Below are 23,504 nucleotides of genomic sequence, written 5' to 3'. Positions count from 1 at the left end.
GGCCCGTGGTTCACCCGACGCCCTTCAACGGCGCGCCCTTCGACCGCATGAACGGCACCGGATCGATGGCGCTCCGACTGCTTCGGTCGCCGTCCACGTGCACCTCGAAGTGCAGGTGCGGTCCGGAGGAGTTGCCGCTGCTGCCCACTTCGCCGATCACCTCACCAGCCTGCACCGTGTCGCCGGCGGACACCCGGGGACGACTCACCAGATGACAGTAGCGGGTGACGAAATCCTGGGCGTGCAGCACGTCGACGAACCAGCCACAACCCCCTTTGCCAGGCCAGCCGTCCACGTCACAACTGTGTCGCCCGCGCCGGTCGGGGTCACAGCGGGAGACCAGCACCCGGCCGGTCGCCGCGACCCTGATCAAGGTGCCCTTCGGAGCGGCGATGTCCACACCGTTGTGTCCGGGCCGGCTGGCGGTCCGAAACCCGGATCCGACCCCGCCCGGAATCGGTGCGGTCCAACCGGAGGCGGCGATCTCGCCACCCGCCGCAGCGTCACACACCTCTTCTCCGGCGATCAGCGCGGTCCGCGCCGCACCCCCGGCCAGCGCGTCCACGATCCGGGCGGCGAGTTCCTCGTGCTTGGCGTACGCGTCGGGAAAGGCGCTGATCTGGACCCGCTGAGCGGCCACGGTCAGCGGTAGCTTCTCCCAGTCGGGCACGTCCACGAGCTTCTCGTAGAACTTGCGGGAGGCGTACGCGGGGTTCATCCGCTGGGCGACCGTGCCCCATGAGGCCCGCTGCTGGAATAGACCGACGGAGTCGTGATCCGCCCCGATGCCCTCGTTCGGAATGTCCTGAGACTCGCCGACCGTACTGTTGGCCAGGTTGAGCAGTCGCGACTCCTGCATCGCGGTCGCCACCGCGATCACCCAGCCCCGCGGTGGCACCTTCATCTCCTGGCCGACCTTGATGATCACCGCCGCGTTGCGCAGCTGGCGTTCTCCGTACTCGGCGAAGCGTGGCATCGTGCCGGTGACGTCGACCTCGAAGTCGCCGGTGCACTCCATGCTGGCCGGGGCGAACTGCTCGGCGGCGTCACCACCCAGTTCGGTGAGGAAGAACGCACCAGCGCCGCCGGTGCAGCAGAGTAGCGCCAGCGCCGCGGTGAGTGCGGCGGCGAGGGCACCGGTCCGGACCTGCCGGCTGGGACGGCTCTGCTCACTCATCCCTGCTCCAGTCCACCGCGTCCACCAACCATCGCCCTTCGGGCGCCAGCAGTTCGAGCCGGAGCTGACCGCCGTCGAGCGGGATCGTCGCTTCCACGAAGGTCTCACCGCGTGGCCGGAGAGTCACCTCGCCCCTGACCGAGCCGGCTGGCACGCCGGCCGGGTCGGCGCCGGCGAGCTTCTCGGTGAGGTTGGCGGTGGAGAGCGGACGCAGCGCGTCGTGCCATTCCTCGTGGCTCTGCCCGGGACGGCTGAGCCAGGCGGCGACGAAGCGTTCGGCGACCAGTTCCGGGGCCGGCTGGCCCGGGCGGGTGACCGGGGACGGTGTCGTGGTCGTGGAGATCGCGCCGTCGTCCCCAGTGGTCGGGTGCACCGTGGTGATCGGCTCAGCCGGGCGATTGCTCAGCCCGGCCGCCGGGTCAGCGGGGCCCGCCACCAACCTGGCCGTCCCGACCACTCCCAGCACCAGCACGGCGATGCCGAGTGCGACACCCAGCCGGGATCGGAGCAGCCGCAGGAACAGAAACTCGATCGCCCGACGCACTACGGTCACCGTGCCTCGGAACGCACCCGTGGTGCCGGCTTCTCGGGGGTCCGTTCAGCCGATCCGGGGCGGTAGATGACGTACGAAGGGTTCTCCTCCGGCACGTCCGGCTCGGTCCAGGAGGCCGGCTGCCGGCGACGAGGCTTGGGCGCGACGGTGCCCTTGGGACGCTGCTCGCGGGTCTGACCGGCGACACTGCCGGCCTCGCGGTCGTCCGCGCGGTCGTCCGCCCGCTTCGCGGCAGCGGGTGCGCCGCTGGGGACCGGGTCCGGTCGAGCCTCCGGACGCACCTTCGGCTGCTCCGCGGCGATCGCCCGGCGTCGTCCGACGCTGGGCTCGGCGGTGCCGCCGGGCTCGGCGACGTCGAGCCGGGCTGCGGTGCGCATGTCCCGGAAGAACCGGCGGTGCCAGGAACCCGCCGAACTGACCGCCTCGCTGCTGTCCTTGCCGCCGAGCTGCGTGATCCGGCGGTAGGGGCGTAGCAGCAGCCAGCCGACCACCCCGCAGAGCCAGACCAGCACCACCTGTAGCCACCCGGGGAGGGCAGCCGTGCTCATGATGAGGTCGACCGCGAAGAGGTAGATGGCGGCACCGGTACCGAAGATCGCGATGTTGAACAGCGCCGCCACCACCGCGTTGCCCAGTCGCCGCAGGCCGGCGCTGGCCGGCCGGAGCAGCCCGATGGTGCCCAGGATCGGCGCCGCGATCACCGCCCACCGGAAGATCAGGAAGCCGAGGAGCACCAGCAGCGACGCGGTGAGGTCGAACATCGCGAAGAGCAGGGCGGCGAGCACTGCGATGAACCCGGCACCCACCCGGTCCATGTCCCGGACCCCTTGCAGGTACTCGTAGGCCTCCGGATCCTCCCGCTTGATCTGCTGCGCTACCGTCATCCACTGCTGATTCTTGGCGCTGATGGTAGCTTCGCGTGTCTGTGGATTGGCCCGGATCTTCTCCGTTTCCTCCCAGGAGAGCGACTTGGCGTCGTAGAGCGCGGGGCCGTACTTCTTGGCGGTTTCACTGTCGGCCGAGCCGAGCACCCCGCGCAACCAGTTCCGGTAGAGCATCGACTCGGCGGCGGTGTCACTGGCCCTTACGGCTGGTGGGCGGTTGTCCTTACAGGAAGCTGGATTAGGGTCGTCACATTTGTCGGGTGGGGTGTCTCGTGCCGCCGGGCCCACGGCGTCGTGCACCACGCCGAGCGTGGAGACGAGGGCACCGTCGGCGAGGTTGGCGGACTTGACCGGCCAGGCAGCCAGTGCGGTCACCGCCACCATCACCACCAACGCCCACCCCGCAGTGGTCATCGCGTTGCTCATGTCCGACTGGCGCGAGCGCCAGAGCAGGTAGAGCCCGACGACGCAGAGCGTGACGATACCGAAGACGCTGAACACCTTCTGGTAGATCGCCTTGGTGGCCTGGTCCACCAGCGGGTCCGCCCAGCCCCACATCGTGCCCGGCTCCCAGGCACGCTCGCGCAGCGCGTTCGAGGCGCCGATGATCGCTGTCGCCATCATGAACTCGCCGTTGGCGATGGTGTTGGTGAACTTGTAGTCCGGATGCAGTAACCCGGTCGCGCAACCGGTCTCGATGTCGTAAGTGCTGTAGCTGTAGCCGGCGTAGCCGTAGTCGCTGTAGTAGCCCTTCGGCCCGGAAAGCTTGGAGGCCTCGGGACGGGAAGCGAACCATCCGGCGATGCCAGAGTCCGGCGCGGTCGGCGTTGGTGGTTGGCGACATTTCGCCTGATCCGAAAGTACCTGGTCGAGCTTTGCGACGCAGGCGCGGAAGTCGACCTGCCATTCCTCGGTCGTGCAGAGCTCGGCCGCCGCGGCCTGGTACGCGGCAGGAGCCGCGTACGCGGGTGTGGCGGTGAGCCCGGGCCAGCTGATCGTGGCTGCGGCGAGAACGCCGAGTGCCAGGAGGAGCGCCGTGATCCGTGCCCGGGCCCTCGCCATGTCACGCCTCCAGGTCAGGCAGCATGCTCGGCAGTACCCCTGCGGCGGCGGCGATGGCGGCGGGGGTGGTGTCGAGGTGGTCCAGCAGTCCATCCACGTAGGAGACGTCGACCCGGACCTTCTGGACCCGGCCGTCGACGTCGCGCATCACGAATTCGCGGAACCCGAGCCGGTTGGCCGAGGTCGCGTCGGCGGAGGAGAGGGAGGCGAGGGTGGCCTCGTAGCCGTCGTCGACCGGTACGCGCAGCAGGCGCAGCGCCTCACTGGCGATTTCGGCGTCCTCGGCGATCCGGCCGACGAACACGGTGGAGACGAGGTTCTGCACGTCGAGGCCGAGGATGTCACGGGGGTTCTGAGAGGCGACCAACGCGGCCAGGTTCCACTTGCGGGAGTCGCGAGCGAGTCGTACGAGGAAGGAGCGGCCGGAGCGCCACCCCTCCATGAAGTGCGCCTCGTCCAGGCCGACCAGCTTTCGTGAGGCCATCGAACCGCCGTAGCAGCGACGGACCGCCAGCCGGTGCGCGGTGTGCAGCATCGGCAGGGCGAGCGCCTCCTCGGCCGACCAGTACTCGCGTTCGATCTTCAGGTCGGGCAGTCGCAGGCCGGCCATGGTGATCACCGTGAGCGCCGCGTCCGGACCGAGCAGCCCGTCCGGTGGGCGCCCGAAGAAGAGCATCGCCAGTGGCATCTCGGCGGTGTCCAGCAGCAGGTTGGCCAGTTCCCGGCCGGCGTCGTCGTCGAGCCGGCCGAGACAGGTGACCACGTCGTCCAGGGTGGAGGTCTCCTCGGCGGGCACCTGGCGTACCGCGTGCCGGAACAGAGTGGCGGTGGAGGCCTCCCGGGCGACCTGCGGCGGCACCAGCATCATGCAGATGTCCTGTACCAGCATCCGGCGCTCGGCCCGTGCGTTGGAGACGGCGATCTCGAACTCCCGGTCGCCGGCGGCTCCCGCGGCGAACTCGCTGCGCAGCGGTGTCGGGATCAGCGAGTACGGTGCCAGGGTGCCGTGTTCGGAGCCGGTCAGGTTCAGCACCCGCGAGTACGGCCGGAGTTCCGGCATCGCGCAGAGTCGGGCCAGCGGGCCCGAGGGGTCGAGCAGGGTCACCTGCACGCCGCGACGGGCGGCGAGGTAGCCCAACGCGCCGAGCAACGTGGACTTGCCGCCGCCTGGCTCGGCGACGAAGACCGCGAGGCCGGAGCGTTCCCGCACCTCCATGGGGAAGTGCAGGTCGAGGAAGACCGGGCGGCGACAGGTGCCGGCGGTACGACCGATCAGGTCGCCACGCCGATCACCCACCGTGGAGGCGGCCTGGGGCAGCGCCGCCGCGAGCAGGTTGACGGGCATCCTGCGCACGTAACCGGTGTTGGCGATCGGCTCGCCCGGGATGAACTCGCGGGCCAGCCAGTCCTGGTTCTTGGGGTGTTGCAGGGAGATACGCAGTTCGCGGGAGTAGAGCTGGATGAGGCGGCGGGCCCGTTCCAGGCACTCTTCCCGGGTACGACCGCCGACCGCGATCCGGTGCCAACCATGGGCGCGGGCGGAATCGACCGGCAGCCCGGTGGTCATCTCGTCGCCGATCACCAGGGCTCGCTTGGCGAGTCGCTCCAGCTCAGGCGGGGCGTCGATGCCGTGTTCGGCGTAGTCCAGTTGTTGTGAGCGGATCATCCGGAGCCGGTGTTCCAGGTTGCGGAAGGAATCGCCGGATCCGAGGATGTCGACCCGGGTGGAGATTTCCATCGGCCAGGGCAGCCGCTCGTGGAAGTGCAGCCAGGGTTCGTGCCGTTCAGGAATTTCGAGCGGCTCCATCCGGCCCACGGCGAGCACCGCCACGTGCCGTTCCTCGCCGGTCATCCGGTGGACCAGCTTCACCGTGGAGCCGTACGGCGTGCGGTATCGCTCGACCTGTTCGGTGAGGGCGAGCAGGTCGCCACGTTCCCAGCGTCCGTTGGTGATGGGGGAGAGCGTGCCGGGGGGTGCCATGCAGAGCGCCACCGAGCGGTAGAGCAGCCATTCCAGCTCATGGGCGGTGACCCGACGTCCCCGCATGCCGAACGCGCCGAGCACCTCGTCGAACTGTTCGACGGTGCGGCCGAGTTTGCGCCGCTCGGCGTCGGCGACGCCGCGGCCGAAGGTGCGCAGCAGTCGCTCGGTGAGCGAGTCGCCGAGTGAACGTCGGGCGAAGGTGACTCCGAGGTAGGTCTGACCCTCGGCGTGATTGACCGAGAGCAGGTGGCGTTGCGCGGCGACCAGGTGCTCGGCCCAGCCGGGTGTGCCCGGAACGTCGGGCAGCGGCGCGGGGGTGTGCGCGTCGATGGTGCGGGCCCACTCGTCCGCGGGGAAGGGACGGGTGGTCCGGCGCAGGTGCAGCCGGAAGCCGGCCAGACCGGCGTACTGCTCGGAGATGGCCGAGAGCAACGCCTCGCGTTCCGCGTCGGGGCGGAAGGCCCAGCGCACCTCGGGCAGCCAGTACCAGGCGGTGACGGTGTTGGGGGTGAAGGTCAGATGACCGGCGATCTCGGTGACGGCCAGCTCGACGGCCGGATCCCGATCGCCGAACTTGATCTTCGGTGGCCGGACGCGGACCGGCTTGATCGGCCGGTCGCGATGGTCCACGGTTCGCTGGCGGGGCGCTGTGCGGGTGGCCGGTGGCGCCACCCGGCGTGCCGTCCGGGCATCGGCGTCGGCGGGTGCCGGGCCGTCGTTCCAGACCCGGCGGTCCTCCCGGACCGGGTGGTCGTTACCGGCGGAGCGATCGTCGGCGGGTGGCCGGGCGCTCGGCAACCGGTCGGCGGTAGGTGGCGCCGCCCGGGAGGGTGCCGGCGGCAGGCTCGTGGCCGCTACCGCGTCGTCGATCACGTGGGCGGGGGGTGCGACCGGTGCGGCATCGGGCGGTCGTGGGGGTGCCGGAGGCGGAACCGTGCGCGGGGGCGTCGGTGCGGGCCCGACAGCGGTCGCTGGTGTGGGGTGCGGCTGCTGCGGTAGGGCCCGTGCGGGGCGTCCGTTGCCCCGTTGGGCGGCACCGGATTTGGGGTACGCGCCGCCGAACAGGTCGAGGAACGGAGAGTCGATGTCTGCGCCGTCCCGGCTGGCCGTTGCGGGTTCGGCAGCCACCGGCCGGCGCTGTGGCGGGCGGGGTGCCTGGAACACACCGACGCTGCCGTGACCCGGAGTGGTGGCGAGCGCGGGATCCAACGTGTTCTCGTCCGGCTCGCCGGATTCCGGGTAGTCAAATGAACGCGCACGGTTACCGTGCGGTGCGGCCGGGCGTCCGGCCGGGGATCCCGGCGTGGTGGAGCGGCTCATGCGATCGCCCTGCCCGTGTCCTCGGTCCCGTACGGCGTGCAGCCGGTCATGCCAGTTCCTCCCGGATCCTGATCCTGCTGCCGACCAGGCGTGGATCGCGCTGTTCGGCGGCCGGCTCCCGGGTGCGTCGCCAGTCGGTCAGCGCGGTACGGATCACCATGCGCGCCGGACGATCCGGGTCGACGTACCGGAAGACGAAAGAGGTGGTCACGATGGCGAGGGCGATCTCCCAGGCGGGGAAGAGCTCGACCTGCAGCGTGAACAGCCAGTGGATGAACATGTAGAGGGGAACGAGCAGGATGAACAGCCCGTACTGGGCGTACGGCAGGTGGACCGGAAGGGTGTAGCCGGGCGGGCCGAGATAGACCAGGCGAGCCCGGTAGATGTCGTCGTCGGTGCGCAGCCGCATCTCGTGCCCGCGCCTATTCGAAGATCAGGTTGATCAGGAAGTCGCCGATGAAGAAGAGGGTGGCGGCTCCGGCGATGAAGGCCAACCCGACGATCGCGATGGCCGAGCTGGTCAGCACCTTGGAGATTTCGCCCCGGCTGGCGCGGCCGATGAAGATGACGCCCAGCACGGCCAGCAGGATCGGAGCGATCTTGCTGGCGAAGAAGGTGACGACACCTTCGGTGTCGATGCCCTTCGGCTCGTCGGCGGCGAACGGGATCGACGACGCCAGGGTGGAGAGCAGGTGGGCGGCGTTGGTGGACGCCGTTTCCATCAGCTCGATGGCGATCACTGAAACCTCCCCAAGTCGCGGCCGGCGGCGCCGCGGTGGTGCAGTAGGCAAGCCTTGCGGGATCGGTGCTCACTGTGCGCAGCGCCCGAGACCCTGCGTACGACAACCGCCACGTACGGTGGCGATTTTTGGGCGGGGTTGTCCCGCTTCGGCCCTCCCTCCAAGCGTCGCCAACTCGATGCTGGGCAATTCCACAGCGTACGGGCCGCCCCCCTTTGCGACAAGCCGCGAAGATACTGCCCGAACCGACCCGGACGACCGATCGTACACCTGTTCCAATTGCCATGTCAGGGCTTGTCGACCGGGCGGTCTGCGACGGGTGGAGGGACCGGTACCGTCCTACCCGTGACCGATCTGGTGCGGGCCCCGGCCCCGGTGGTGATGGGCGTTCTGAACGTCACGCCCGACTCTTTCTCCGACGGCGGACGTTACGCCGACGTCGAGGCCGCTGTCGCACACGGCGTCCGGCTGCGAGCCGACGGAGCCGGGTTGGTGGATGTCGGTGGCGAGTCGACCCGACCCGGTGCCGACCGGGTCGACGCGGAGACCGAGGTCGCTCGCGTGGTGCCGGTCATCCGGGAACTGGCCTCGGCCGGCGTGCCGGTCAGCATCGACACCACCCGCGCCCGGGTGGCCGAGGCGGCGCTGCACGCCGGAGCGGTCGTGGTAAACGACGTCTCCGGAGGGCTCGCCGACCCCGCCATGGCCCGGGTGGTCAGCGACGCCGATTGTCCCTGGGTACTGATGCACTGGCGCGGTCACTCCCGCCGGATGAGCGAGCTGGCCAGCTACGGTGACGTGGTCGCCGACGTCCGCGCCGAACTCGGCCGGCGGGTGGACGCCGCGCTCACCGCCGGGGTCGCTCCGGATCGGATAATCATCGATCCGGGCCTCGGCTTCGCCAAGAACGCCGCGCACAACTGGCAGCTCAGCGCCCGGCTGCCCGAACTGATCGAGCTCGGTTACCCGCTGCTCTTCGGCGCCAGCCGCAAGTCGTACCTGGGTCAGCTGCTGGCCGGCCCCGACGGCGTGCCTCGGCCCACCGGCGGGCGGGAGACGGCCACCGTCGCCACCAGTCTGCTCGCGGTCGCCGCCGGTGCCTGGGGGGTACGGGTGCACGACGTACGGGCCACCGTCGACGCCCTCGCCGTCTGGCAGGCCACCGGCCGTCCCCGCCTGACCGCCGGCGCCGCTCCGGTCGGCGCGCCGATCGCTGGTGCCGGCACGAGCGCTGATGAGGCCGGGGAGCATGTCGCACTCGACGGGCGGGCCCGACGGTGACCGACCGGATCGAGCTGACCGGCCTGCGGGCGCATGGTCGGCACGGGGTGTACGACTTCGAACGCGCCAGCGGGCAGGACTTCGTCGTCGACGCGGTCCTCGAACTCGATCTCGGCCCGGCCGCGCGCTCCGACGACGTGCGGGACACCGTGCACTACGGCGAGCTGGCCGAACGGCTGGTCGAGGTGATCACCGGCGAGCCGGTCAACCTGATCGAGACCCTCGCGGACCGCCTGATCGAGGTCTGCCTGGCGGACCCGCGGGTGACCGGTGTGACGGTCACGGTGCACAAGCCCGAGGCACCGGTTCCGCACGCCTTCACCGACGTGGCCGTGACGATGCGCCGGACGCGTACCCGATGACCCGCGCCGTGCTCTCTCTCGGCAGCAACCTCGGTGACCGGCTCGGCCACCTGCGCACCGCCCTGGCCACCCTCGGCGACAGTGTTCTGGTGGTCTCCGGGGTCTACGAGACCCCGCCGTGGGGCGACACCGAGCAGCCGGCGTACCTGAACGCGGTGCTGTTGGCCGCGGACCCGACCGCCGGTCCCTACGACTGGCTGGCGCGGTGCCGGGCGGCGGAGAACGCCGCTGGCCGCATTCGGGATCCGGGGCGGCGCTTCGGTCCCCGCACCCTCGACGTCGATGTCGTCGCGGTGTGGACCGACGACGACCGGCCGGTGTTCAGTCAGGATCCCGAGCTGACCCTGCCACATCCCCGGGCGCATCTGCGAGCCTTCGTGCTCCGGCCGTGGATCGACATCCAGCCCTACGGTCAACTGCCCGGGCACGGCTGGCTGACCGACCTGCTCACCACCGGTTCGGCCGCCGCTGAGGTGCCGGAACTGAGCCCACGACCCGATCTGACGTTAGAGTCGACGGCATGAGCGAGCGCAGCGGAGCGCCGGCATGAGCGCGTCCCCACCGCCCGACGGGTCACGGATGGGTCCCACCCGCATCTCGACCCTGGTGGTTGCCGCCCTCGCCGCTGCGGCGGTGTCCTGGCTGCTGATCAGTGGCCTCTACTACGACCGGTTGCCGCCGTTGCCCTGGCTACCGGTGGTGACGCTGGCCGGACTTGCCGTGCTGGAGGCGTACGCCGCGATCAACACCCGTGGTCGGATCGAGCGCCGGCCCGGCCGTGACCCGGTCAACCCGTTGATGGTGGCTCGGTTCGTCGTGCTGGCCAAGGCATCCGCGCTGGCCGGTGCCATCTTCGCTGGCGGGTACGCGGGTCTGTCGGGTTGGTTGTTCGTGCAGCCGACGCGAGCGGCCGCCGACGACCGCCCGGCGGCCATCGCTGGCCTGCTGGCCTCAACCGCCCTGGTGGCCGCCGCGCTCTGGCTCGAGAGGTCGTGTCGCGTTCCGGATCGGCCCGACGACGAACACGAGCCGGACGACTGGCAGGGCCGCCCGGGCCACCGCTAGGACCTGCGTCAGCGCCCCTGACCAGCCGTTGTCAGGACCGGCCCCGCTCGGCCGGGGAGCAACACCGTCCCGGGCCGCCGGCAGGCCCAGCGGGCGGGGGGTTACGCGCGGCTCCGGCGCGCGGGTACGGTGCCTGCGACCGAAAGGCAACGCCCCGCCGCCGGTCCGCCCGCGCGTCGGTGGAGTCCGGGCAGACGCTGGGAGGCACAGATCATGGGGTACGACGAACCGGGCCGTGGTGGGCCGCCGGAACCCGCCACGGCTGGTCCGGTGGCCGGGGCGGAGGCCGTCCTCGACGAACCCGAGGCGGAGCCGGGCCGAGATCGTTTCGGCGTCTACATCGTGTGGGAGACGCTCCTGCTGTTCGGCTTCGGCGCACTGGTCTACCTGGTGTGGCGGGAGGATCCGGCGGTGCTGCGCGGCAGCGGGCTGCGGGACCTCATCGTCGACGTGGTCGGTCTGGGTCTGCTGGCGCTTGCCGCCGGGTTGACGCTGCGTACCGCTGCGGTCAACCTCGCGGTCGGTCCGGTGGCCGTCGCGGCCGGGCTGCATTTCGCCGAGCAGAGTGATCGTGGGGTGCTCGGTACCGTCGGCACGGCCACCGCGGTGGCCGCGATCGGTGGGCTGGTGCTCGGGCTGGTGGTCGTGTTGCTGCATGTGCCGGGCTGGGCGGCGAGCCTCGGTGGTGCGGCCGGGGTCATCGTCTACATCGAGCAGCGCTCCGCACCCGTACTGGTGCAGGGTGACTACGACCCGCGGGTCACCGCCGGACAACTCTTCGTCGGCTTTGCCGCGATCGCGGTGTTCGGTGGCTTGTTCGGGGCGGTGGGCCCGATTCGTCGGCTGGTCGGCCGGTTCCGCCCGACCGCCGATCCGGCCCGACGGCGGGGTGTGACGGCTGCGGTCACCGTCACCGGGGGGTACGTCTGCTCCTCGGTGCTCGCGACTCTCGCCGGGGTGCTGATCGCCTCGGTCGACGCAGCGGTGATCCCGGCGGCGGGGTTGGACTGGACAGTTCTGGCGGTGGGCGCGACGCTGCTCGCCGGCACCAGTGCGTTCGGGCTGCGCGGCGGCGTCTTCGGCACGCTGCTGACGGCCGGTGCGATCGGCCTGTTCCTCGCGTACGCGCAGGTGCGCGGTTGGACGGTCAGCAACTGGGCGGTCGGTGGCGCGGCGTTGGCCGGCGGACTCGTCGTCACCCGCCTGGTCGAGACGTACGGACGCCCGGCGCCGGCGGCCGGTGCGCTGCCCCTGCCGCCCGCCGAACCCGTCACCGGCGGCGAATGGAGTGTCGCGCAGCCGCAGCCGGTCGGTGACTGGCCGCCCGTGCTGCCGGCCCAACCCTCCGTCGGCAGCACGGACCCGTGGGGGGACCGGCGCTGGGAGAGCAACCCACGGACCTGGGACGTCGACGATCGGTGACCGGGCGGCACCCACGGTGCGTCGTCGACGCGCCGAGAGTGATCTCGACGGTTAGGCTCGGCACATGACCGACACATCATCGATTTCCGGCGGCCGGTCGTTCGAGGAGTTGGACGTCCTCTCCACCGAGGAACTACGTGAGCGTGCGTTCGCACTCGCCCGGGAGCGTCGCGACGTGAGGTTTTTCTGGTCGGTGCTGCGGCATCTGCCGAACGCGGACGAGGCTGCGGCGCTGGACGGCGCGCCGAACTCGGTGGGGCCGACGGTCGACGAGGCGGTGGCCCTCTGGCGTGAGATGACCGGGCACGGCTACGAGGAGTCCGCCCCCCTGCTGCGTGCCGCATTCATCGACTACCTGATGAAGCACTAGTCACCAGCTTCGTCAAACGCGCGTACCACCATAAATGACGCCTCGCGTTTGCCTGCGTCGATTCGCTGGGAACTAGCGAGGCCATGGCTCTCACCAATCGGTACAAGTCCGCACCGGGCGCCGGCACGCTCGCCGCGCTCGTCCTGGTCCTCGTCTTCGGTAGCCCCTGGTACGTCGACTGGGCCAGGAACAACACAGATCCGGACAGCGCCGGCGGCTGGTTCCTCAGACTGCTCGCCTGGCCGGCCTGGCGATTCGACTCCTCCGACTCGATTCAGGAGATCTTCGCCGACGACCTGAGGGCGATCCTCGTGGTCGCCCTCACCTTCGTGTTCCTCTATCTGCTGCCGGGCTCCCAGCTCGCCCGCGCCCGGGGCACCATCAGCCAGTTCTTCGCCGGCTGGGCGGCGTTCGTCTTCGCCGGGGCGTTCGCGGCCCTGCTCACCACGCTGATCCGGAGCAACCCGTCGTTGCTGGGGGCCTTCCAGGCTGCGGGTGACGGCGCGGAGTACGGACTCTTCGTCGGCTGGATCATCGGCATCGCCACCCTCGGCGGTTACCGGGGCCGGCGTTGACGGCACGGCCGGGTCCGTCGGGTGGATGGACCCGGCCGAGTAATCGCGTCGATCGCCGGTGATGCTCCGGCCCGCCGGCTCAGCCGACCGATTCCGTCAGCGTCAGGATGCGTTCCCGGCTGAGTGTCCCGACCGGCTGCCCGTCCTCAGTGACCACGGCCTGCCCACCGGTGGCGGTGAGCAGCACGGCCAGGGCGTCGTACGCCGAGCCGCCCAGCGGCACCGTCGGCAGGTTCGCACCGCCGTCGACCGGCAGTGGATCGAGCACCTCCCGGGTCACCGGGGTGACGGCCAGCCGGCGGATGCCCCGGTCGGCCCCGACGAACTCGCGGACGAACCCGGTAGCGGGAGCACCGAGCAACGCCGCCGGGGTGTCGTACTGCTCCAACCGGCCACCCTCGGAGAGCACCGCGATCCGGTCACCGAGCCGAACGGCCTCGTCCAGGTCGTGGGTGACCAGGACGATGGTCTTGCGTACCTCCGCCTGCAACCGCAGGAACTCCTCCTGGAGCCGGGTGCGCACGATCGGGTCGACGGCGGAGAAGGGCTCGTCCATCAGCAGCACCACCGGGTCGGCCGCGAGTGCCCGCGCCACCCCGACCCGCTGCCGCTGGCCGCCGGAGAGCTCGTGGGGGTAACGCCGGCCGAACTGTGCCGGATCGAGACCGACCAGTTCCAGCAGTTCTGCGACCCGGCGCTGCACCGAACCGGTGGCCCAGCCGAGCAGCCGGGGCACGGTGGCGACGTTGGCGGCCACCGTCTGGTGCGGGAAGAGCCCGACGTTCTGGATGACGTAGCCGATCTGCCGGCGCAGTTTCACCGGGTCGACCCGGGTGACGTCGGAGTCGCCGAGCAGAATCCGGCCGGCCGTCGGCTCGATCAGGCGGTTGATCATCCGCAGCACGGTCGACTTGCCGCAACCCGAGGGGCCGATCAGTACGACCAGTTCACCCTCGTCGACGTGCAGGCTGAGTTCTCGGACCGCCTGGGTGCCGTCCGGGTAGCGCTTGCCGATGCCGTCGAGGGTGATCGACGCCGCGCGCCGATCGCCGTCGGCACCCGGGGTAACGTCCACGTATGTCCTTCCGCCTGAGCTACCGGGCTGATCCGGGTAACCCGTGGTTCTCCTGGCAGTACGTGCGGGACAACTCCGAGACGGTGCTCAACGCCCTGCGAGAGCACACCACGCTGACCCTCCGGGCGGTGCTCATCGCCGCGTTGATCGCCGTCCCGCTGGCGGTGGTGGCCTACTGGTTCCGGCCACTCACCGGGCCGATTCTCGCACTGACCGGAGTGCTCTACACGGTCCCCTCCCTGGCCCTGTTCGCATTCGTCGCGCCCTATCTGGGCATCGGTGTCGCGACCGTGCTGAGCGTGGTGGTGCTGTACGCGCTCCTGGTGATCGTCCGTAACACCGTCGCCGGGCTCAACCAGGTGCCGGCGGAGGTCCGGGAGGCGGCCGAGGGCATGGGCTACGGCCGCTGGGGTCGGCTGGTGCGGATCGAACTGCCGCTGGCCGTACCGGGCATCCTGACCGGCCTGCGGTTGGCCACGGTCTCCACGGTGGCCCTGGTGACCGTCGGAGTGGTGATCGGGCGGGGCGGGCTCGGGCAGATCATCTTCGCCGGCTTCCAGAACAACCTCTACAAGGCCCAGATCATGACCGGAACACTGCTTTGTGTCCTGCTGGCGCTGGTGCTCGACCTGCTCCTGGTCGGGGCCGGCCGGCTGCTCACCCCCTGGCTGCGCGGGCGGACCGGATGAATCCGGTGTCGCAGGCGGTGGTCTGGCTCAACGACCCGCTGAACTGGACGAACCCGGGCGGCATCCTGGACCGGCTCGGTGAGCACGTCAGCATGTCGGCCACCGCGGTGCTGCTGGGTTGTCTGGTGGCCTGGCCGCTGGGCCTCTGGCTGGGCCACACCGGCCGGGGCGGTGGGTTGGTGGTGCTGGTTTCCAACCTCACCCTGGCGGTGCCCACCCTCGCTCTGCTCACCATCCTCCCGTTGACGTTCCTCGGCTTCGGTCGTCCGGCGGTGGTGGTCGCTCTGGCGGTCTTCGCGGTGCCGCCGTTGCTGGCGAACGCGTACACCGGGGTGCGGCAGGTCGATCCGCAGACTCGGGAGGCGGCCCGTGGCATGGGCATGACCGGGGCGCAGGTGCTACGGCGGGTGGAACTACCGCTGGCGGTGCCCTATCTCGCGGCCGGTTTCCGGACCGCCGCCGTCCAGGTGGTCGCGACGGCGGCGCTGGCGACTTTCGTCAACGGTGGCGGTCTGGGCGAGATCATCCGCTTCGGTTTCGGCTTGAGCATCGCGGTCGGTGGTGGCCAGATTCTGGCCGGCGGGCTGTTGGTCGCCGGGCTCGCGGTCAGCGTCGAACTGTTCTTCGCCCTGGTCGAACGGCTGGTCACCCCCCGCCCGCTGCGGCGCGCCCGACGCCGTGCCGCGCGACGCGCGACGGACGCCGTCACCGGCTCCTGACCGGGAGGTCACCCGCGCTACAGCGCCCTGCAACACCGACGTTCCCCGGGCTGGCGGCACAACCGTCACGGGAGGGATGGCCGGGCGCGATGATCCCGATGGGTGACGTTCCGGTGACGAATGCCTCGCCGGGTTGTCGGGGGACCGCGTCAGGATGTTGGGTGGAAATCGCGGGCGGCCGGAGCGTGAATCGCCCGTCGGACACGCGGCCGGCCCACTCGGGCCGTGCCGGGACACGGGAGGCGGGCTCATGCGCGCAGGTAGAAAGCTGTCCATCGCGGTCGTGGGGGCGGTCGCGGCAGCGACGGTGCTGGCGGGTTGCGGTGACGCAGGCTCATCCGGCACCGAGGCACCACAACAGGGGGCCTCGGGCGAGGGTTGTGCCCCGGTGGCCGGCGAGCAGTTGATCGCACTCGAAGACGACAAGTCACTGCAGAACGCCGACAACATCATCCCGGCGGTCAACAGCGAGGTGGCGACCCCGCAGCTGATCGCCGCACTGGACAAGGTCTCCGCGGTGCTCGACACGCCGAAGCTGGTGCAGCTCAACAAGGCGGTCGACGTGGACCGCAAGAGCGCGCAGGCCGCGGCGCAGGAGTTCGCCACCGCCAACTCGCTGACCGACGGCGTGGAGAAGGGGCCGGGCGGGCGGATCACGGTGGGAGCGGGCAACTTCACCGAGAGCGAAATCATCGCCGAGCTCTACAAGATCCAGCTGGCTGCCGCGGGTTACCAGGTGACCGTGCAGCAGATCGGCAACCGGGAGCTGTACGAGCCGGCGCTGGAGAAGGGCGAGATCCAGGTCGTCCCGGAGTACGCGGCCACCCTCGCCGAGTTCCTCAACGGCAAGGAGAACAGCGGCGGCCAGCCGGTTTCCTCGCCGGACGTGGAGAAGACCGTCACCGCACTGCGTGATCTGGGTGGCAAGGCGGGTCTGACCTTCGGCGCGCCGGCAGCGGCACAGAACCAGAACGCCTTCGCCGTGACGCAGGAGTTCGCCGACAAGTACGGCGTGCGGACCCTCTCCGACCTGGCCGAGAAGTGCTCGGGTACGGCGACGGTGCTGGGCGGCCCGCCGGAGTGCCAGGAGCGTCCGTTCTGCAAGCCCGGCCTGGAGCAGACCTACGGGTTGGCGGTGGGCTCGTTCTCCTCGCTCGACCAGGGCGGTCCGCTGACCAAGACGGGTCTGCGCAACGGCACGATCAGTGTCGGGCTGGTCTTCTCCACCGATGCGGCGTACGCCCAGAACTGAGCGCCCGCGGCACCCCAGCGGCACCCCGGCGGAGCTGGCCGGGGTGCCGCTGTCGTTTGCTGTTCCGAACCGCCTGGCCCACCGCGATGCACCAGGCGGCACTCGCGACGGCGACCTGCCGTTGAGCCGTTCCCACGTGACGCAACTCTCGGTAGGCTGCGGACCCATGCCCGCCCCGGTGCCCGCCGACCCGCACAAGCTGCTCACCGTGCTCTTCTGGGGCGGTGTGGCCCTGGCTCCCGTCGCGGCGCTGATACTGCTGGTCGCTGACGGCAACGGGCCACTGCGATTCGCCGCGGTGCTGGCCATCATGGCCGTGGTGCTGATCGGGCTCTCCATCGCGCTGCGCACCGATGGCGGCGGGCAGCACGCCGAGGAACTCCGCGAGGAGGTCGACAAGCTGCGGCGGGAACTGCGCGGTGAGATCCTGGCCGCCGCCCAGCGCGGTAACCAGGCACTCGACGAGGCCCAGCGGGTCCAGGAAGCGCTGGCCGGACTGCGCCGACGGGTCGACTCGGGCGGCGTCGCCCCGGTCGCCAACGACGAGCCGTCCGGCCCGGGCCGGGCCCGGGTACCGGCACCGGAAGGCTGGTCCCCGCAATCCGAACGGCCGGCCGCACCGACAGGCTGGTCCCCGCAATCCGAACGGCCGGCCGCACCGACCGGGGTGTACGGCACGCCCCAGCCCGGTCACGGCCCGACCGGCGGGTACGGCGGGGAGCGATCCGGGCCCAGCAACGACCACCCGGCCAGCGGCTCTGCCGGCGTCTACGGATCGCCGACCCGCCCGCAGCAGGACAACCACCCGGGGGAGCCGGGGCCGAGACCGCTCGGAGTGGTCCGGCACACCGAGACCGTGCACGTGACCACCCGGCACACGATCGTGGGCGAGTCCGGCGGCCGGTACGGCGAATACCCGTCGGCGTGGTCGGGAACGCCGGCCGAGGAGCGTGGCCGAGGCGGACACGGCACCGATCGGGACGACTCCTGGTCCGAGGGGGACGACCGTTCCCGCCGGGACGAGGGTCGCCGCTGGTCGGCTGGCGAGCGCCACGACGAACGGTCCTGGTCCGACTCGCCCCAGGAACAGGGACGCGCCTGGTCACCACCACGGGAGCAGAGCCGTTGGGCCGCCGGGCAGGAGGACTGGTCCACGGCCCGCGACGGTGCCCCGGGCTACCCGGACGGACCCTCGACCGACCGGGACGGTCGTGACTGGGCGGGCTCGGGCGACGACCGGGGTTGGGATTCGGGTGGCCAGCACTGGGAAGCCCCCGCCGAACCGGTGCCAGCGGCCCCGGCACATCGGGCGGACGACACCGGGGAGTACTGGTCGCAGCTACGGGCCGGCGACCGCTGGGCGGCGGTACGCGACGACGACCGTGGCCGCGAGCTGCGCGTCGGCGAGCGCCGGGCCGAGCTGCACGCCGATCCGGCTGGCACCGAGTACCGGGTGGAGGACCGCTGGGCGAGCGTACGCCGCGACGAGCCACGCCGGGATGTCCCGGGCGACGATGCGTGGCGGGACAGCTGGGGTGAGCCGGAGAGCCGTCCGGCGTTGCCCGCCGGTGGGGTGCCGGTGCCGCAGGAGTGGCGCCCGCCGCGTCAGCGCGGCTACCAATCCGAACCCGCGCGCGGGCAGCAGCCCGAACCGGTGCGCGGCTACCCGTCGGAGCCGGCGCACAGCTACCAGCCCGGACCCGCGCGGGGACAGCGTCCCGGCGGGGAGCCGTACGGCCGACGACACCACATGGAGGAGCCTGGCTACGGTCCGGCAGCGTACGACGGCGGCGCTGACCGCTGGCGCTGACCCTGGCGCGATCGGTGCCGGCGGGGTGGCGGTCACTTGTCGATGTCGCCGACCACGAAGAACATCGAACCGAGAATGGCGATCAGGTCCGGCACCAGACAACCGGGCAGCAGGGTGGCCAGGGCTTGCACATTCGCGTACGAGGCGGTGCGCAGTTTGAGTCGCCACGGCGTCTTCTCACCCCGGGACACCAGGTAGTAGCCGTTGATGCCGAGCGGGTTCTCCGTCCAGGCGTACGTGTGTCCCTCGGGCGCCTTGAGTACCTTGGGCAGCCTGGTGTTGATCGGTCCGGTCAGCCGGTCGACTCGGTCCAGGCACTGTTCCGCCAGATCGAGCGAGGCGTACACCTGGTCGAGCAGGACCTCGAAGCGGGCGTGGCAGTCGCCGGTCGTCTTCGTCACCACCGGCACGTCGAGCTGGTCGTAGGCCAGGTACGGCTCGTCCCGGCGCAGGTCCAGGTCGAGCCCGGAGGCACGGGCGACCGGCCCGGAGGCACCGAACGCGGCCGCGTCGGCTGCCGACAGCACCCCCACCCCGACGGTGCGGGCCAGGAAGATCTCGTTACGCCGGATCAGGTTGTCCAGGTCCGGCATGCGTCGCCGCACCTCCCCGATGGCGGTCCGGGCCCGTCCGGTCCAGCCGGCGGGCACCTCCTCCTTCAGGCCGCCCACCCGGTTGAACATGTAGTGGATCCGTCCGCCGGAGACCTCCTCCATCACCGCCTGGAGTGTCTCCCGTTCCCGGAACGCGTAGAACATCGGTGTGATCGCGCCGATCTCCAGCGGATACGAGCCGAGGAACATCAGGTGGTTGAGCACCCGGTTCAACTCGGCGAGCGCCATCCGTAGCCAGGTGGCACGTTCGGGCACCTCCATGCCCATCAGCCGCTCCACGGCGAGCACCACGCCCAGCTCGTTGGCGAACGCCGACAGCCAGTCGTGCCGGTTGGCCAACACGATGATCTGCCGGTAGTCGCGTACCTCGAAGAGCTTCTCGGCACCGCGATGCATGTAGCCGACGACCGGTTCGGCGGAGAGCACCCGTTCGCCGTCGAGAACGAGCTTGAGTCGCAGCACGCCGTGCGTGGACGGGTGCTGCGGCCCGATGTTCAGCACCATGTCCGCGCCGAGCTGCTCCCCGCCGGTGCCCGCCACCAGCCCGGCTCCGGTGCCGACGGTCAGCTCGCGCAGATCGCCCGTGGTCATGCCCGCCATCGTGCCATGAACCACCGCTGCGGGCGGCGGTCGCCCGTCAGCCGCGCGACCCGTCGACACTCTCGGCCAGAGCTGCGAGTGAGGGCAGCCGGTCGGCGGGCAGGCCGACCGGCTGCCACAGCCACCAGTGGCCGCCGAGGCCGGCCGGGTCGGTCAGCTCGGCCACCGCCGACGCGCTGGCCAGTGCCCGCAGGTAACCGGCCGGGTCGGCGGAGGCCAGGCTCAGCGGCGGTCGCCCGCCGTCGGCCCCGAGCGCTCGGAGCGCCTCCCGCTGCGAGGTCAGGACGTACGCACACCGGGCGACACGCTCACCGGCGGAGGCGACCGAGTCGATGGCGACGTGCGCGGTGACGTCGCAGGAGCCGTCCGGCACAGGTGGCACCTGCCGCCCGCCCCGGTACCCGGTCAAGGTCCCGTCGATCGGCCGCTCCACACGTAGGTGGCCGTAGTCGACGGCCAACGCCAGCCCTCGGTCGACGTGGCCCACCGCGTCAGCCCACGCCTCGTCCCTGGTCCGCCCGATCTCCGCGCGTTCTCTCAACAGGGCGGGGTCCGTGGGGGTGCGGTCCGTGGGGGTGCGGTCTGTGGGGGTGCGGTCTGTGGGGGTGCGGTCCGTGGGGGTTTCCGGGCAGCCCGACCGGCTCCGGGCGGTCAGGCTTGATCCCTGCGCCGGCCGGGCTGCCCGGAAACCCGACGTGGTCGTGCCGGACCCGTCCGTTGCGGTCTGCGGTGCGAGATCCAGGCCGTCCACGAAAGTCCGCGTCCCGGGGCCTTGGCCGGTTGGGAGGGGCCACCAGGTGGTCAACCAGGCTGCGTCGTTCTGGCTGACCGGTTCGCCGGTTGTCTCTGTGCCGGTGGTGGGGTCGACGAGGAGGTAGTGCCAGTTGTGGTCGGTGTGGGTGGCGAGGTCGAGGGGGATGTTGTCGAGCCATTCGGTGGCCAGGAGCAGGCCGGTGATGCTGGTGGGGATCTCGTTCGTCCAGGTGATCTGGTCAGGGAGGTCGGCGGGGCGCGGGGCGAGTTCGACGGCGGTGAACCGTACCCGCCGAGCCAGCGGAACCGGCGCGACGGGCGACGCATCGGCGGACCCGGACGAGACACCACCCGGCGTGGTGCCGGGGGCGGCCGTGGTGGTCAGGGTTTCCGGGGAGCCCGCCCGCGCAGGGATCAAGCCTGACCGCCCGGAGCGGGCGGGCTCCCCGGAAACCCCCAGGGCGAGCCCGGAGCGGGCGGGCTCCCCGGAAACCCCCACCGCGAGAGCAGACAGCAGCTCACCCCGTCCTGCCCCGACGTCCACCACGTCGAACCGGTCGGGGTGGCCCAGGGCGGCGTCGAGGTGGTGGATCAACCGGAGCAGTGCCGAGGTGAAGATCGGGGACGCGTGCGCGCTGGTGCGGAAATGGGCAGCCGGGCCCGCGCCGGAGACGAAGAAGCCGTCGGGGCCGTAGAGGGCTCGTCGCATCGCATTCCGCCAGGACATCGACATCGGCCCCTCCTCACGCCGGTGAACGATTTCACACATCCTTGTTTCAGATCCGCGTCTGCGACGCATACTTGCCCCGACCGGTACCCCGCCTCGAGGACTGGATCGTGACATGAGCGCACCGCTGCGCACTCACTCGGCCGCCGGTCGGCGGCCCGCGACCGTGGCATCGGGCCAGGTCGCCATCCCTACCATGCTCACCGTCGGCATCATCGGTGCCGGACGGGTGGGTGCCACCCTGGGTGCCGCGCTGGCCGCTGCGGGCCACCGGGTGGCCGCCGCCAGCGGAGCGTCCGGTGCCTCCCGGGCCCGCCTGGCACTGCTTCTGCCGACCGTTCCCCGCCGTCCGGCCGTCGAGGTCGCCCGGGCCGCCACCGACCTGCTGCTGATCACCGTGCCGGACGACGCGTTGGCCGGGGTGGTGGCTGGTCTGGTGGCCGACGGCGCACTGCGTCCCGGCCAGGTGGTCGCGCACACGTCGGGAGCGCACGGCCTGGCGGTGCTGGCGTCGGCCAGCGCGGCGGGTGCCCGTCCGTTGGCGTTGCACCCCGCGATGACCTTCGCCGGTACGCCCGACGACCTCGGCCGACTCCCCGGCATCTCGTACGGGGTGACCGCGCCGGCCGACCTGCGCCCGCTGGCCGCCCGGCTGGTGGTCGACCTCGGCGGGGTGCCCGAGTGGATTGCCGAGGCGGACCGGCCGCTGTACCACGCGGCGCTGGCGCACGGCGCCAACCATCTGGTGACCCTGGTCAACGAGGCGGCCGACCGGCTGCGTGACGCCGGGGTGGGTCAGCCCGAGAAGGTGCTCGCCCCGCTGCTGCGTGCCGCGCTGGAGAACGCGCTGCGGCTCGGCGACGACGCGTTGACCGGGCCGGTCTCCCGTGGTGACGCGGGAACGGTGCGGCGACACCTGGCGCAGCTCGCGGCCACCGCGCCCGAGTCCGTCGAGCCCTACGTCGTCCTGGCCCGGCGTACCGCCGACCGGGCCGTCGCCGCCGGCCGGCTGCGTCCGGCCGACGCGGCGGCACTGCTCGGTGTCCTGGACGGGTACCGGAGTGGGGTGGCGGCGTGACCGCCGGGGGAGGGCAGGTGTCGAGCGAGGTGGAGCACGTGACGGAGTTGGTGCACACCCGTGCCGACCTGGCCAGGGCGCGAGCCGCCCGTACCGGGACGGTGGGGGTGGTGATGACCATGGGTGCCCTGCACGAGGGGCACGAGACGCTCCTGCGGGAGGCGCGAGCGCGAGCCGATCACGTGATCGTGACGATCTTCGTGAATCCGCTGCAGTTCGGGCCGAACGAGGACTTCGACCGCTACCCGCGTACCCTTGAATCTGATCTTGAAGTGTGCCGGCGGGCCGGCGCAGACCTGGTCTTCGCGCCTTCCGTGGCGGAGATGTACCCCGGCGGCGAGCCGACAGTCCGGATCAATCCGGGGCCGCTCGGCGAGGACCTGGAGGGGTTGAGCCGGCCGGGGTTCTTCCACGGCGTGCTCACCGTGGTGCTGAAGCTGCTCCAGCTCACCCGCGCCGATGTGACCTTCTTCGGCGAGAAGGACTACCAGCAGCTGACTCTGGTCCGGCGGATGTGCCGGGACCTGGACGTCCCGGTCGAGGTGATCGGGGTGCCCACGGTCCGGGAACCGGACGGGTTGGCGCTGTCCAGCCGCAACCGCTACCTTTCGTCGGCCGAGCGGTCGGTGGCGCTGAGCCTGTCCCGGGCGTTGCGAGCCGGTGCGGAGGCCGCCTCGGCCGGCTGCGACGCCGCGGCGGTCCTGACCGCGGCGCACGTCGCCTTTGGTGCCGGCGAATCGGGAGCGCGGCTCGACTACCTGGTGCTCACCGATCCGGACCTGGAGCCCGGGCCGGTCCGTGGTCCCGCCCGGCTGCTCGTGGCGGCCTGGGTGGGCGACACCCGGCTGATCGACAACGCTCCGGTCCTGCTCGACCCGGCTTCCTGACCATCCGTACCCCGCGAAAGGCATCCCGATGTTCCGCACGATGCTCAAGTCCAAGATCCACCGGGCCACGGTGACCCAGGCGGACCTGCACTACGTCGGCTCGGTGACCGTCGACGAGGATCTGCTCGATGCCGCCGACCTGCTGCCTGGCGAGCAGGTGGCGATCGTCGACATCACCAACGGTGCCCGGCTGGAGACGTATGTCATCCCGGGTCGGCGGGGCAGCGGCGTGATCGGTATCAACGGTGCCGCTGCCCGCCTGGTGCAGCCGGGTGACCTGGTCATCCTCATCTCGTACGGGCAGATGGACGATGCCGAGGCCCGCACGTACCGCCCTCGGGTGGTGCATGTGGACGCGGACAACCGGGTCGTCGACCTCGGTGCCGACCCGTCGACCGCCGCGCCCGGTACCGCCGGCGCCCCGGTGCCCAACCCCCTGTCGGTGCAGAGCGACCGGCAGTAGGGCGGTGAAGGCGAGACGGGTCCTGGCCGTCACGACGATCGA

The 23,504-nt window shown here is 71.2% G+C and carries 23 protein-coding genes; 14 read left to right on the top strand and 9 right to left on the bottom strand.

The features are described from left to right. Positions 1 to 10 precede the first annotated feature (10 nt). The 6 genes from Vlu01_RS12295 to Vlu01_RS12270 are packed head-to-tail and all read right to left on the bottom strand — an operon-like array spanning position 11 to position 7,720. Positions 11 to 1,177, bottom strand: coding sequence for a M23 family metallopeptidase (locus Vlu01_RS12295; RefSeq protein ID WP_203997910.1), 1,167 nt, complete (start codon positions 1,175 to 1,177; stop codon positions 11 to 13). Further along, positions 1,170 to 1,730 carry a hypothetical protein gene (locus Vlu01_RS12290; RefSeq protein WP_203997907.1) on the bottom strand — a complete coding sequence of 187 codons (561 nt, stop codon included), beginning with the start codon at positions 1,728 to 1,730 and terminating at the stop codon, positions 1,170 to 1,172. Before Vlu01_RS12290 ends, Vlu01_RS12295 begins: the two co-directional genes overlap by 8 nt. Then, positions 1,727 to 3,676, bottom strand: a complete 1,950-nt coding sequence (locus tag Vlu01_RS12285) for an MFS transporter (protein WP_203997904.1) — start codon at positions 3,674 to 3,676, stop codon at positions 1,727 to 1,729. The genes Vlu01_RS12290 and Vlu01_RS12285 overlap by 4 nt, the downstream gene beginning before the upstream one ends. A gap of 1 nt (position 3,677) precedes the next feature. Beyond that, the gene (locus Vlu01_RS12280) at positions 3,678 to 6,980 is read right to left on the bottom strand and encodes an ATP-binding protein (RefSeq protein WP_203997901.1); all 3,303 of its coding nucleotides are present in this window, start codon (positions 6,978 to 6,980) and stop codon (positions 3,678 to 3,680) included. A 46-nt stretch (positions 6,981 to 7,026) separates the two neighbouring features. Further along, the gene (locus Vlu01_RS12275; protein WP_111212817.1) at positions 7,027 to 7,389 is read right to left on the bottom strand and encodes a hypothetical protein; all 363 of its coding nucleotides are present in this window, start codon (positions 7,387 to 7,389) and stop codon (positions 7,027 to 7,029) included. 13 nt (positions 7,390 to 7,402) lie between these two features. Further along, positions 7,403 to 7,720, bottom strand: coding sequence for a hypothetical protein (locus Vlu01_RS12270; protein WP_203997898.1), 318 nt, complete (start codon positions 7,718 to 7,720; stop codon positions 7,403 to 7,405). Positions 7,721 to 8,065: 345 nt separating this feature from the next. Here Vlu01_RS12270 and folP point away from each other — a divergent pair, with 345 nt between their 5' ends. From folP to Vlu01_RS12235, 7 genes are all read left to right on the top strand, one after another. Then, positions 8,066 to 9,001, top strand: coding sequence for a dihydropteroate synthase (gene folP, locus Vlu01_RS12265; protein WP_203997895.1), 936 nt, complete (start codon positions 8,066 to 8,068; stop codon positions 8,999 to 9,001). Then, a complete protein-coding gene (gene folB, locus Vlu01_RS12260; RefSeq protein WP_203997892.1) occupies positions 8,998 to 9,363 on the top strand; it encodes a dihydroneopterin aldolase in 366 nt (121 codons plus the stop codon). Before folP ends, folB begins: the two co-directional genes overlap by 4 nt. Next, positions 9,360 to 9,887 carry a 2-amino-4-hydroxy-6-hydroxymethyldihydropteridine diphosphokinase gene (folK, locus tag Vlu01_RS12255; protein WP_203997889.1) on the top strand — a complete coding sequence of 176 codons (528 nt, stop codon included), beginning with the start codon at positions 9,360 to 9,362 and terminating at the stop codon, positions 9,885 to 9,887. Before folB ends, folK begins: the two co-directional genes overlap by 4 nt. Positions 9,888 to 9,942: 55 nt before the next feature. Continuing rightward, positions 9,943 to 10,428, top strand: a complete 486-nt coding sequence (locus tag Vlu01_RS12250) for a DUF3180 domain-containing protein (protein ID WP_203998267.1) — start codon at positions 9,943 to 9,945, stop codon at positions 10,426 to 10,428. A 213-nt stretch (positions 10,429 to 10,641) separates the two neighbouring features. After that, entirely contained in the window at positions 10,642 to 11,850 is a 1,209-nt protein-coding gene (locus Vlu01_RS12245; protein WP_203997885.1) for an ABC transporter permease, read from the top strand. 64 nt (positions 11,851 to 11,914) lie between these two features. Continuing rightward, positions 11,915 to 12,220, top strand: coding sequence for a hypothetical protein (locus Vlu01_RS12240; protein ID WP_203997882.1), 306 nt, complete (start codon positions 11,915 to 11,917; stop codon positions 12,218 to 12,220). Positions 12,221 to 12,303: 83 nt separating this feature from the next. After that, positions 12,304 to 12,795, top strand: coding sequence for a hypothetical protein (locus tag Vlu01_RS12235; protein WP_203997878.1), 492 nt, complete (start codon positions 12,304 to 12,306; stop codon positions 12,793 to 12,795). A 79-nt stretch (positions 12,796 to 12,874) separates the two neighbouring features. Here the strand turns inward: Vlu01_RS12235 and Vlu01_RS12230 are convergent, their stop codons facing one another. Then, entirely contained in the window at positions 12,875 to 13,870 is a 996-nt protein-coding gene (locus tag Vlu01_RS12230; RefSeq protein WP_203997875.1) for an ABC transporter ATP-binding protein, read from the bottom strand. A gap of 2 nt (positions 13,871 to 13,872) precedes the next feature. Here Vlu01_RS12230 and Vlu01_RS12225 point away from each other — a divergent pair, with 2 nt between their 5' ends. From Vlu01_RS12225 to Vlu01_RS12210, 4 genes are all read left to right on the top strand, one after another. Next, positions 13,873 to 14,559 (top strand): ABC transporter permease, encoded by a 687-nt coding sequence (locus tag Vlu01_RS12225; protein ID WP_203997872.1) that lies wholly within the window; start codon positions 13,873 to 13,875, stop codon positions 14,557 to 14,559. Continuing rightward, the gene (locus Vlu01_RS12220) at positions 14,556 to 15,278 is read left to right on the top strand and encodes an ABC transporter permease (protein ID WP_203997869.1); all 723 of its coding nucleotides are present in this window, start codon (positions 14,556 to 14,558) and stop codon (positions 15,276 to 15,278) included. The genes Vlu01_RS12225 and Vlu01_RS12220 overlap by 4 nt, the downstream gene beginning before the upstream one ends. Before the next feature lie 250 nt (positions 15,279 to 15,528). After that, on the top strand, positions 15,529 to 16,530 hold the full coding sequence (locus Vlu01_RS12215) for a glycine betaine ABC transporter substrate-binding protein (protein ID WP_203997866.1): 1,002 nt from the start codon (positions 15,529 to 15,531) through the stop codon (positions 16,528 to 16,530). Positions 16,531 to 16,696: 166 nt separating this feature from the next. Next, positions 16,697 to 18,340: an NACHT domain-containing protein gene (locus tag Vlu01_RS12210; protein WP_203997862.1), complete on the top strand. Its 1,644-nt coding sequence runs from the start codon at positions 16,697 to 16,699 to the stop codon at positions 18,338 to 18,340. Between the two features lie 32 nt (positions 18,341 to 18,372). Here Vlu01_RS12210 and Vlu01_RS12205 read toward each other — a convergent pair whose 3' ends face one another. Together Vlu01_RS12205 and Vlu01_RS12200 are read right to left on the bottom strand one after the other, a co-directional pair. Next, entirely contained in the window at positions 18,373 to 19,554 is a 1,182-nt protein-coding gene (locus tag Vlu01_RS12205) for an NADH-quinone oxidoreductase subunit D (protein ID WP_203997859.1), read from the bottom strand. A gap of 37 nt (positions 19,555 to 19,591) precedes the next feature. Then, complete coding sequence (locus tag Vlu01_RS12200) at positions 19,592 to 20,608, bottom strand: SAM-dependent methyltransferase (RefSeq protein WP_203998264.1); 1,017 nt, start codon at positions 20,606 to 20,608, stop codon at positions 19,592 to 19,594. Positions 20,609 to 21,149: 541 nt separating this feature from the next. Here Vlu01_RS12200 and Vlu01_RS12190 point away from each other — a divergent pair. From Vlu01_RS12190 to panD, 3 genes are read left to right on the top strand one after another with little or no spacing between them, the layout of a single operon-like run. Next, on the top strand, positions 21,150 to 22,112 hold the full coding sequence (locus tag Vlu01_RS12190) for a Rossmann-like and DUF2520 domain-containing protein (RefSeq protein ID WP_203997856.1): 963 nt from the start codon (positions 21,150 to 21,152) through the stop codon (positions 22,110 to 22,112). A 38-nt stretch (positions 22,113 to 22,150) separates the two neighbouring features. After that, on the top strand, positions 22,151 to 22,999 hold the full coding sequence (gene panC / locus Vlu01_RS12185; protein WP_203998261.1) for a pantoate--beta-alanine ligase: 849 nt from the start codon (positions 22,151 to 22,153) through the stop codon (positions 22,997 to 22,999). A 28-nt stretch (positions 23,000 to 23,027) separates the two neighbouring features. Next, positions 23,028 to 23,462 carry an aspartate 1-decarboxylase gene (panD, locus tag Vlu01_RS12180; RefSeq protein WP_203997853.1) on the top strand — a complete coding sequence of 145 codons (435 nt, stop codon included), beginning with the start codon at positions 23,028 to 23,030 and terminating at the stop codon, positions 23,460 to 23,462. Positions 23,463 to 23,504 lie beyond the last annotated feature (42 nt).

It is taken from the genome of Micromonospora lutea (assembly GCF_016863535.1).
GTDB classification, from domain to species: domain Bacteria; phylum Actinomycetota; class Actinomycetes; order Mycobacteriales; family Micromonosporaceae; genus Micromonospora; species Micromonospora lutea.
Note: the sequence above shows the minus strand (reverse complement) of the source record. Positions and strands in the feature narration are given on the sequence as shown.

Excerpts from the sequence above, each read along its gene's own strand:
- Vlu01_RS12280 (WP_203997901.1), bottom strand. The coding sequence starts at position 6,980 with ATGAGCCGCTCCACCACGCCGGGATCCCCGGCCGGACGCCCGGCCGCA.
- Vlu01_RS12285 (WP_203997904.1), bottom strand. The coding sequence starts at position 3,676 with ATGGCGAGGGCCCGGGCACGGATCACGGCGCTCCTCCTGGCACTCGGC.
- folK (WP_203997889.1), top strand. The coding sequence starts at position 9,360 with ATGACCCGCGCCGTGCTCTCTCTCGGCAGCAACCTCGGTGACCGGCTC.
- Vlu01_RS12295 (WP_203997910.1), bottom strand. The coding sequence starts at position 1,177 with ATGAGTGAGCAGAGCCGTCCCAGCCGGCAGGTCCGGACCGGTGCCCTC.
- Vlu01_RS12205 (WP_203997859.1), bottom strand. The coding sequence starts at position 19,554 with ATGGCGGGCATGACCACGGGCGATCTGCGCGAGCTGACCGTCGGCACC.
- Vlu01_RS12190 (WP_203997856.1), top strand. The coding sequence starts at position 21,150 with ATGAGCGCACCGCTGCGCACTCACTCGGCCGCCGGTCGGCGGCCCGCG.
- Vlu01_RS12245 (WP_203997885.1), top strand. The coding sequence starts at position 10,642 with ATGGGGTACGACGAACCGGGCCGTGGTGGGCCGCCGGAACCCGCCACG.
- Vlu01_RS12225 (WP_203997872.1), top strand. The coding sequence starts at position 13,873 with ATGTCCTTCCGCCTGAGCTACCGGGCTGATCCGGGTAACCCGTGGTTC.
- Vlu01_RS12275 (WP_111212817.1), bottom strand. The coding sequence starts at position 7,389 with ATGCGGCTGCGCACCGACGACGACATCTACCGGGCTCGCCTGGTCTAT.
- Vlu01_RS12220 (WP_203997869.1), top strand. The coding sequence starts at position 14,556 with ATGAATCCGGTGTCGCAGGCGGTGGTCTGGCTCAACGACCCGCTGAAC.
- panD (WP_203997853.1), top strand. The coding sequence starts at position 23,028 with ATGTTCCGCACGATGCTCAAGTCCAAGATCCACCGGGCCACGGTGACC.
- Vlu01_RS12210 (WP_203997862.1), top strand. The coding sequence starts at position 16,697 with ATGCCCGCCCCGGTGCCCGCCGACCCGCACAAGCTGCTCACCGTGCTC.
- Vlu01_RS12215 (WP_203997866.1), top strand. The coding sequence starts at position 15,529 with ATGCGCGCAGGTAGAAAGCTGTCCATCGCGGTCGTGGGGGCGGTCGCG.
- Vlu01_RS12250 (WP_203998267.1), top strand. The coding sequence starts at position 9,943 with ATGGGTCCCACCCGCATCTCGACCCTGGTGGTTGCCGCCCTCGCCGCT.
- Vlu01_RS12240 (WP_203997882.1), top strand. The coding sequence starts at position 11,915 with ATGACCGACACATCATCGATTTCCGGCGGCCGGTCGTTCGAGGAGTTG.
- Vlu01_RS12235 (WP_203997878.1), top strand. The coding sequence starts at position 12,304 with ATGGCTCTCACCAATCGGTACAAGTCCGCACCGGGCGCCGGCACGCTC.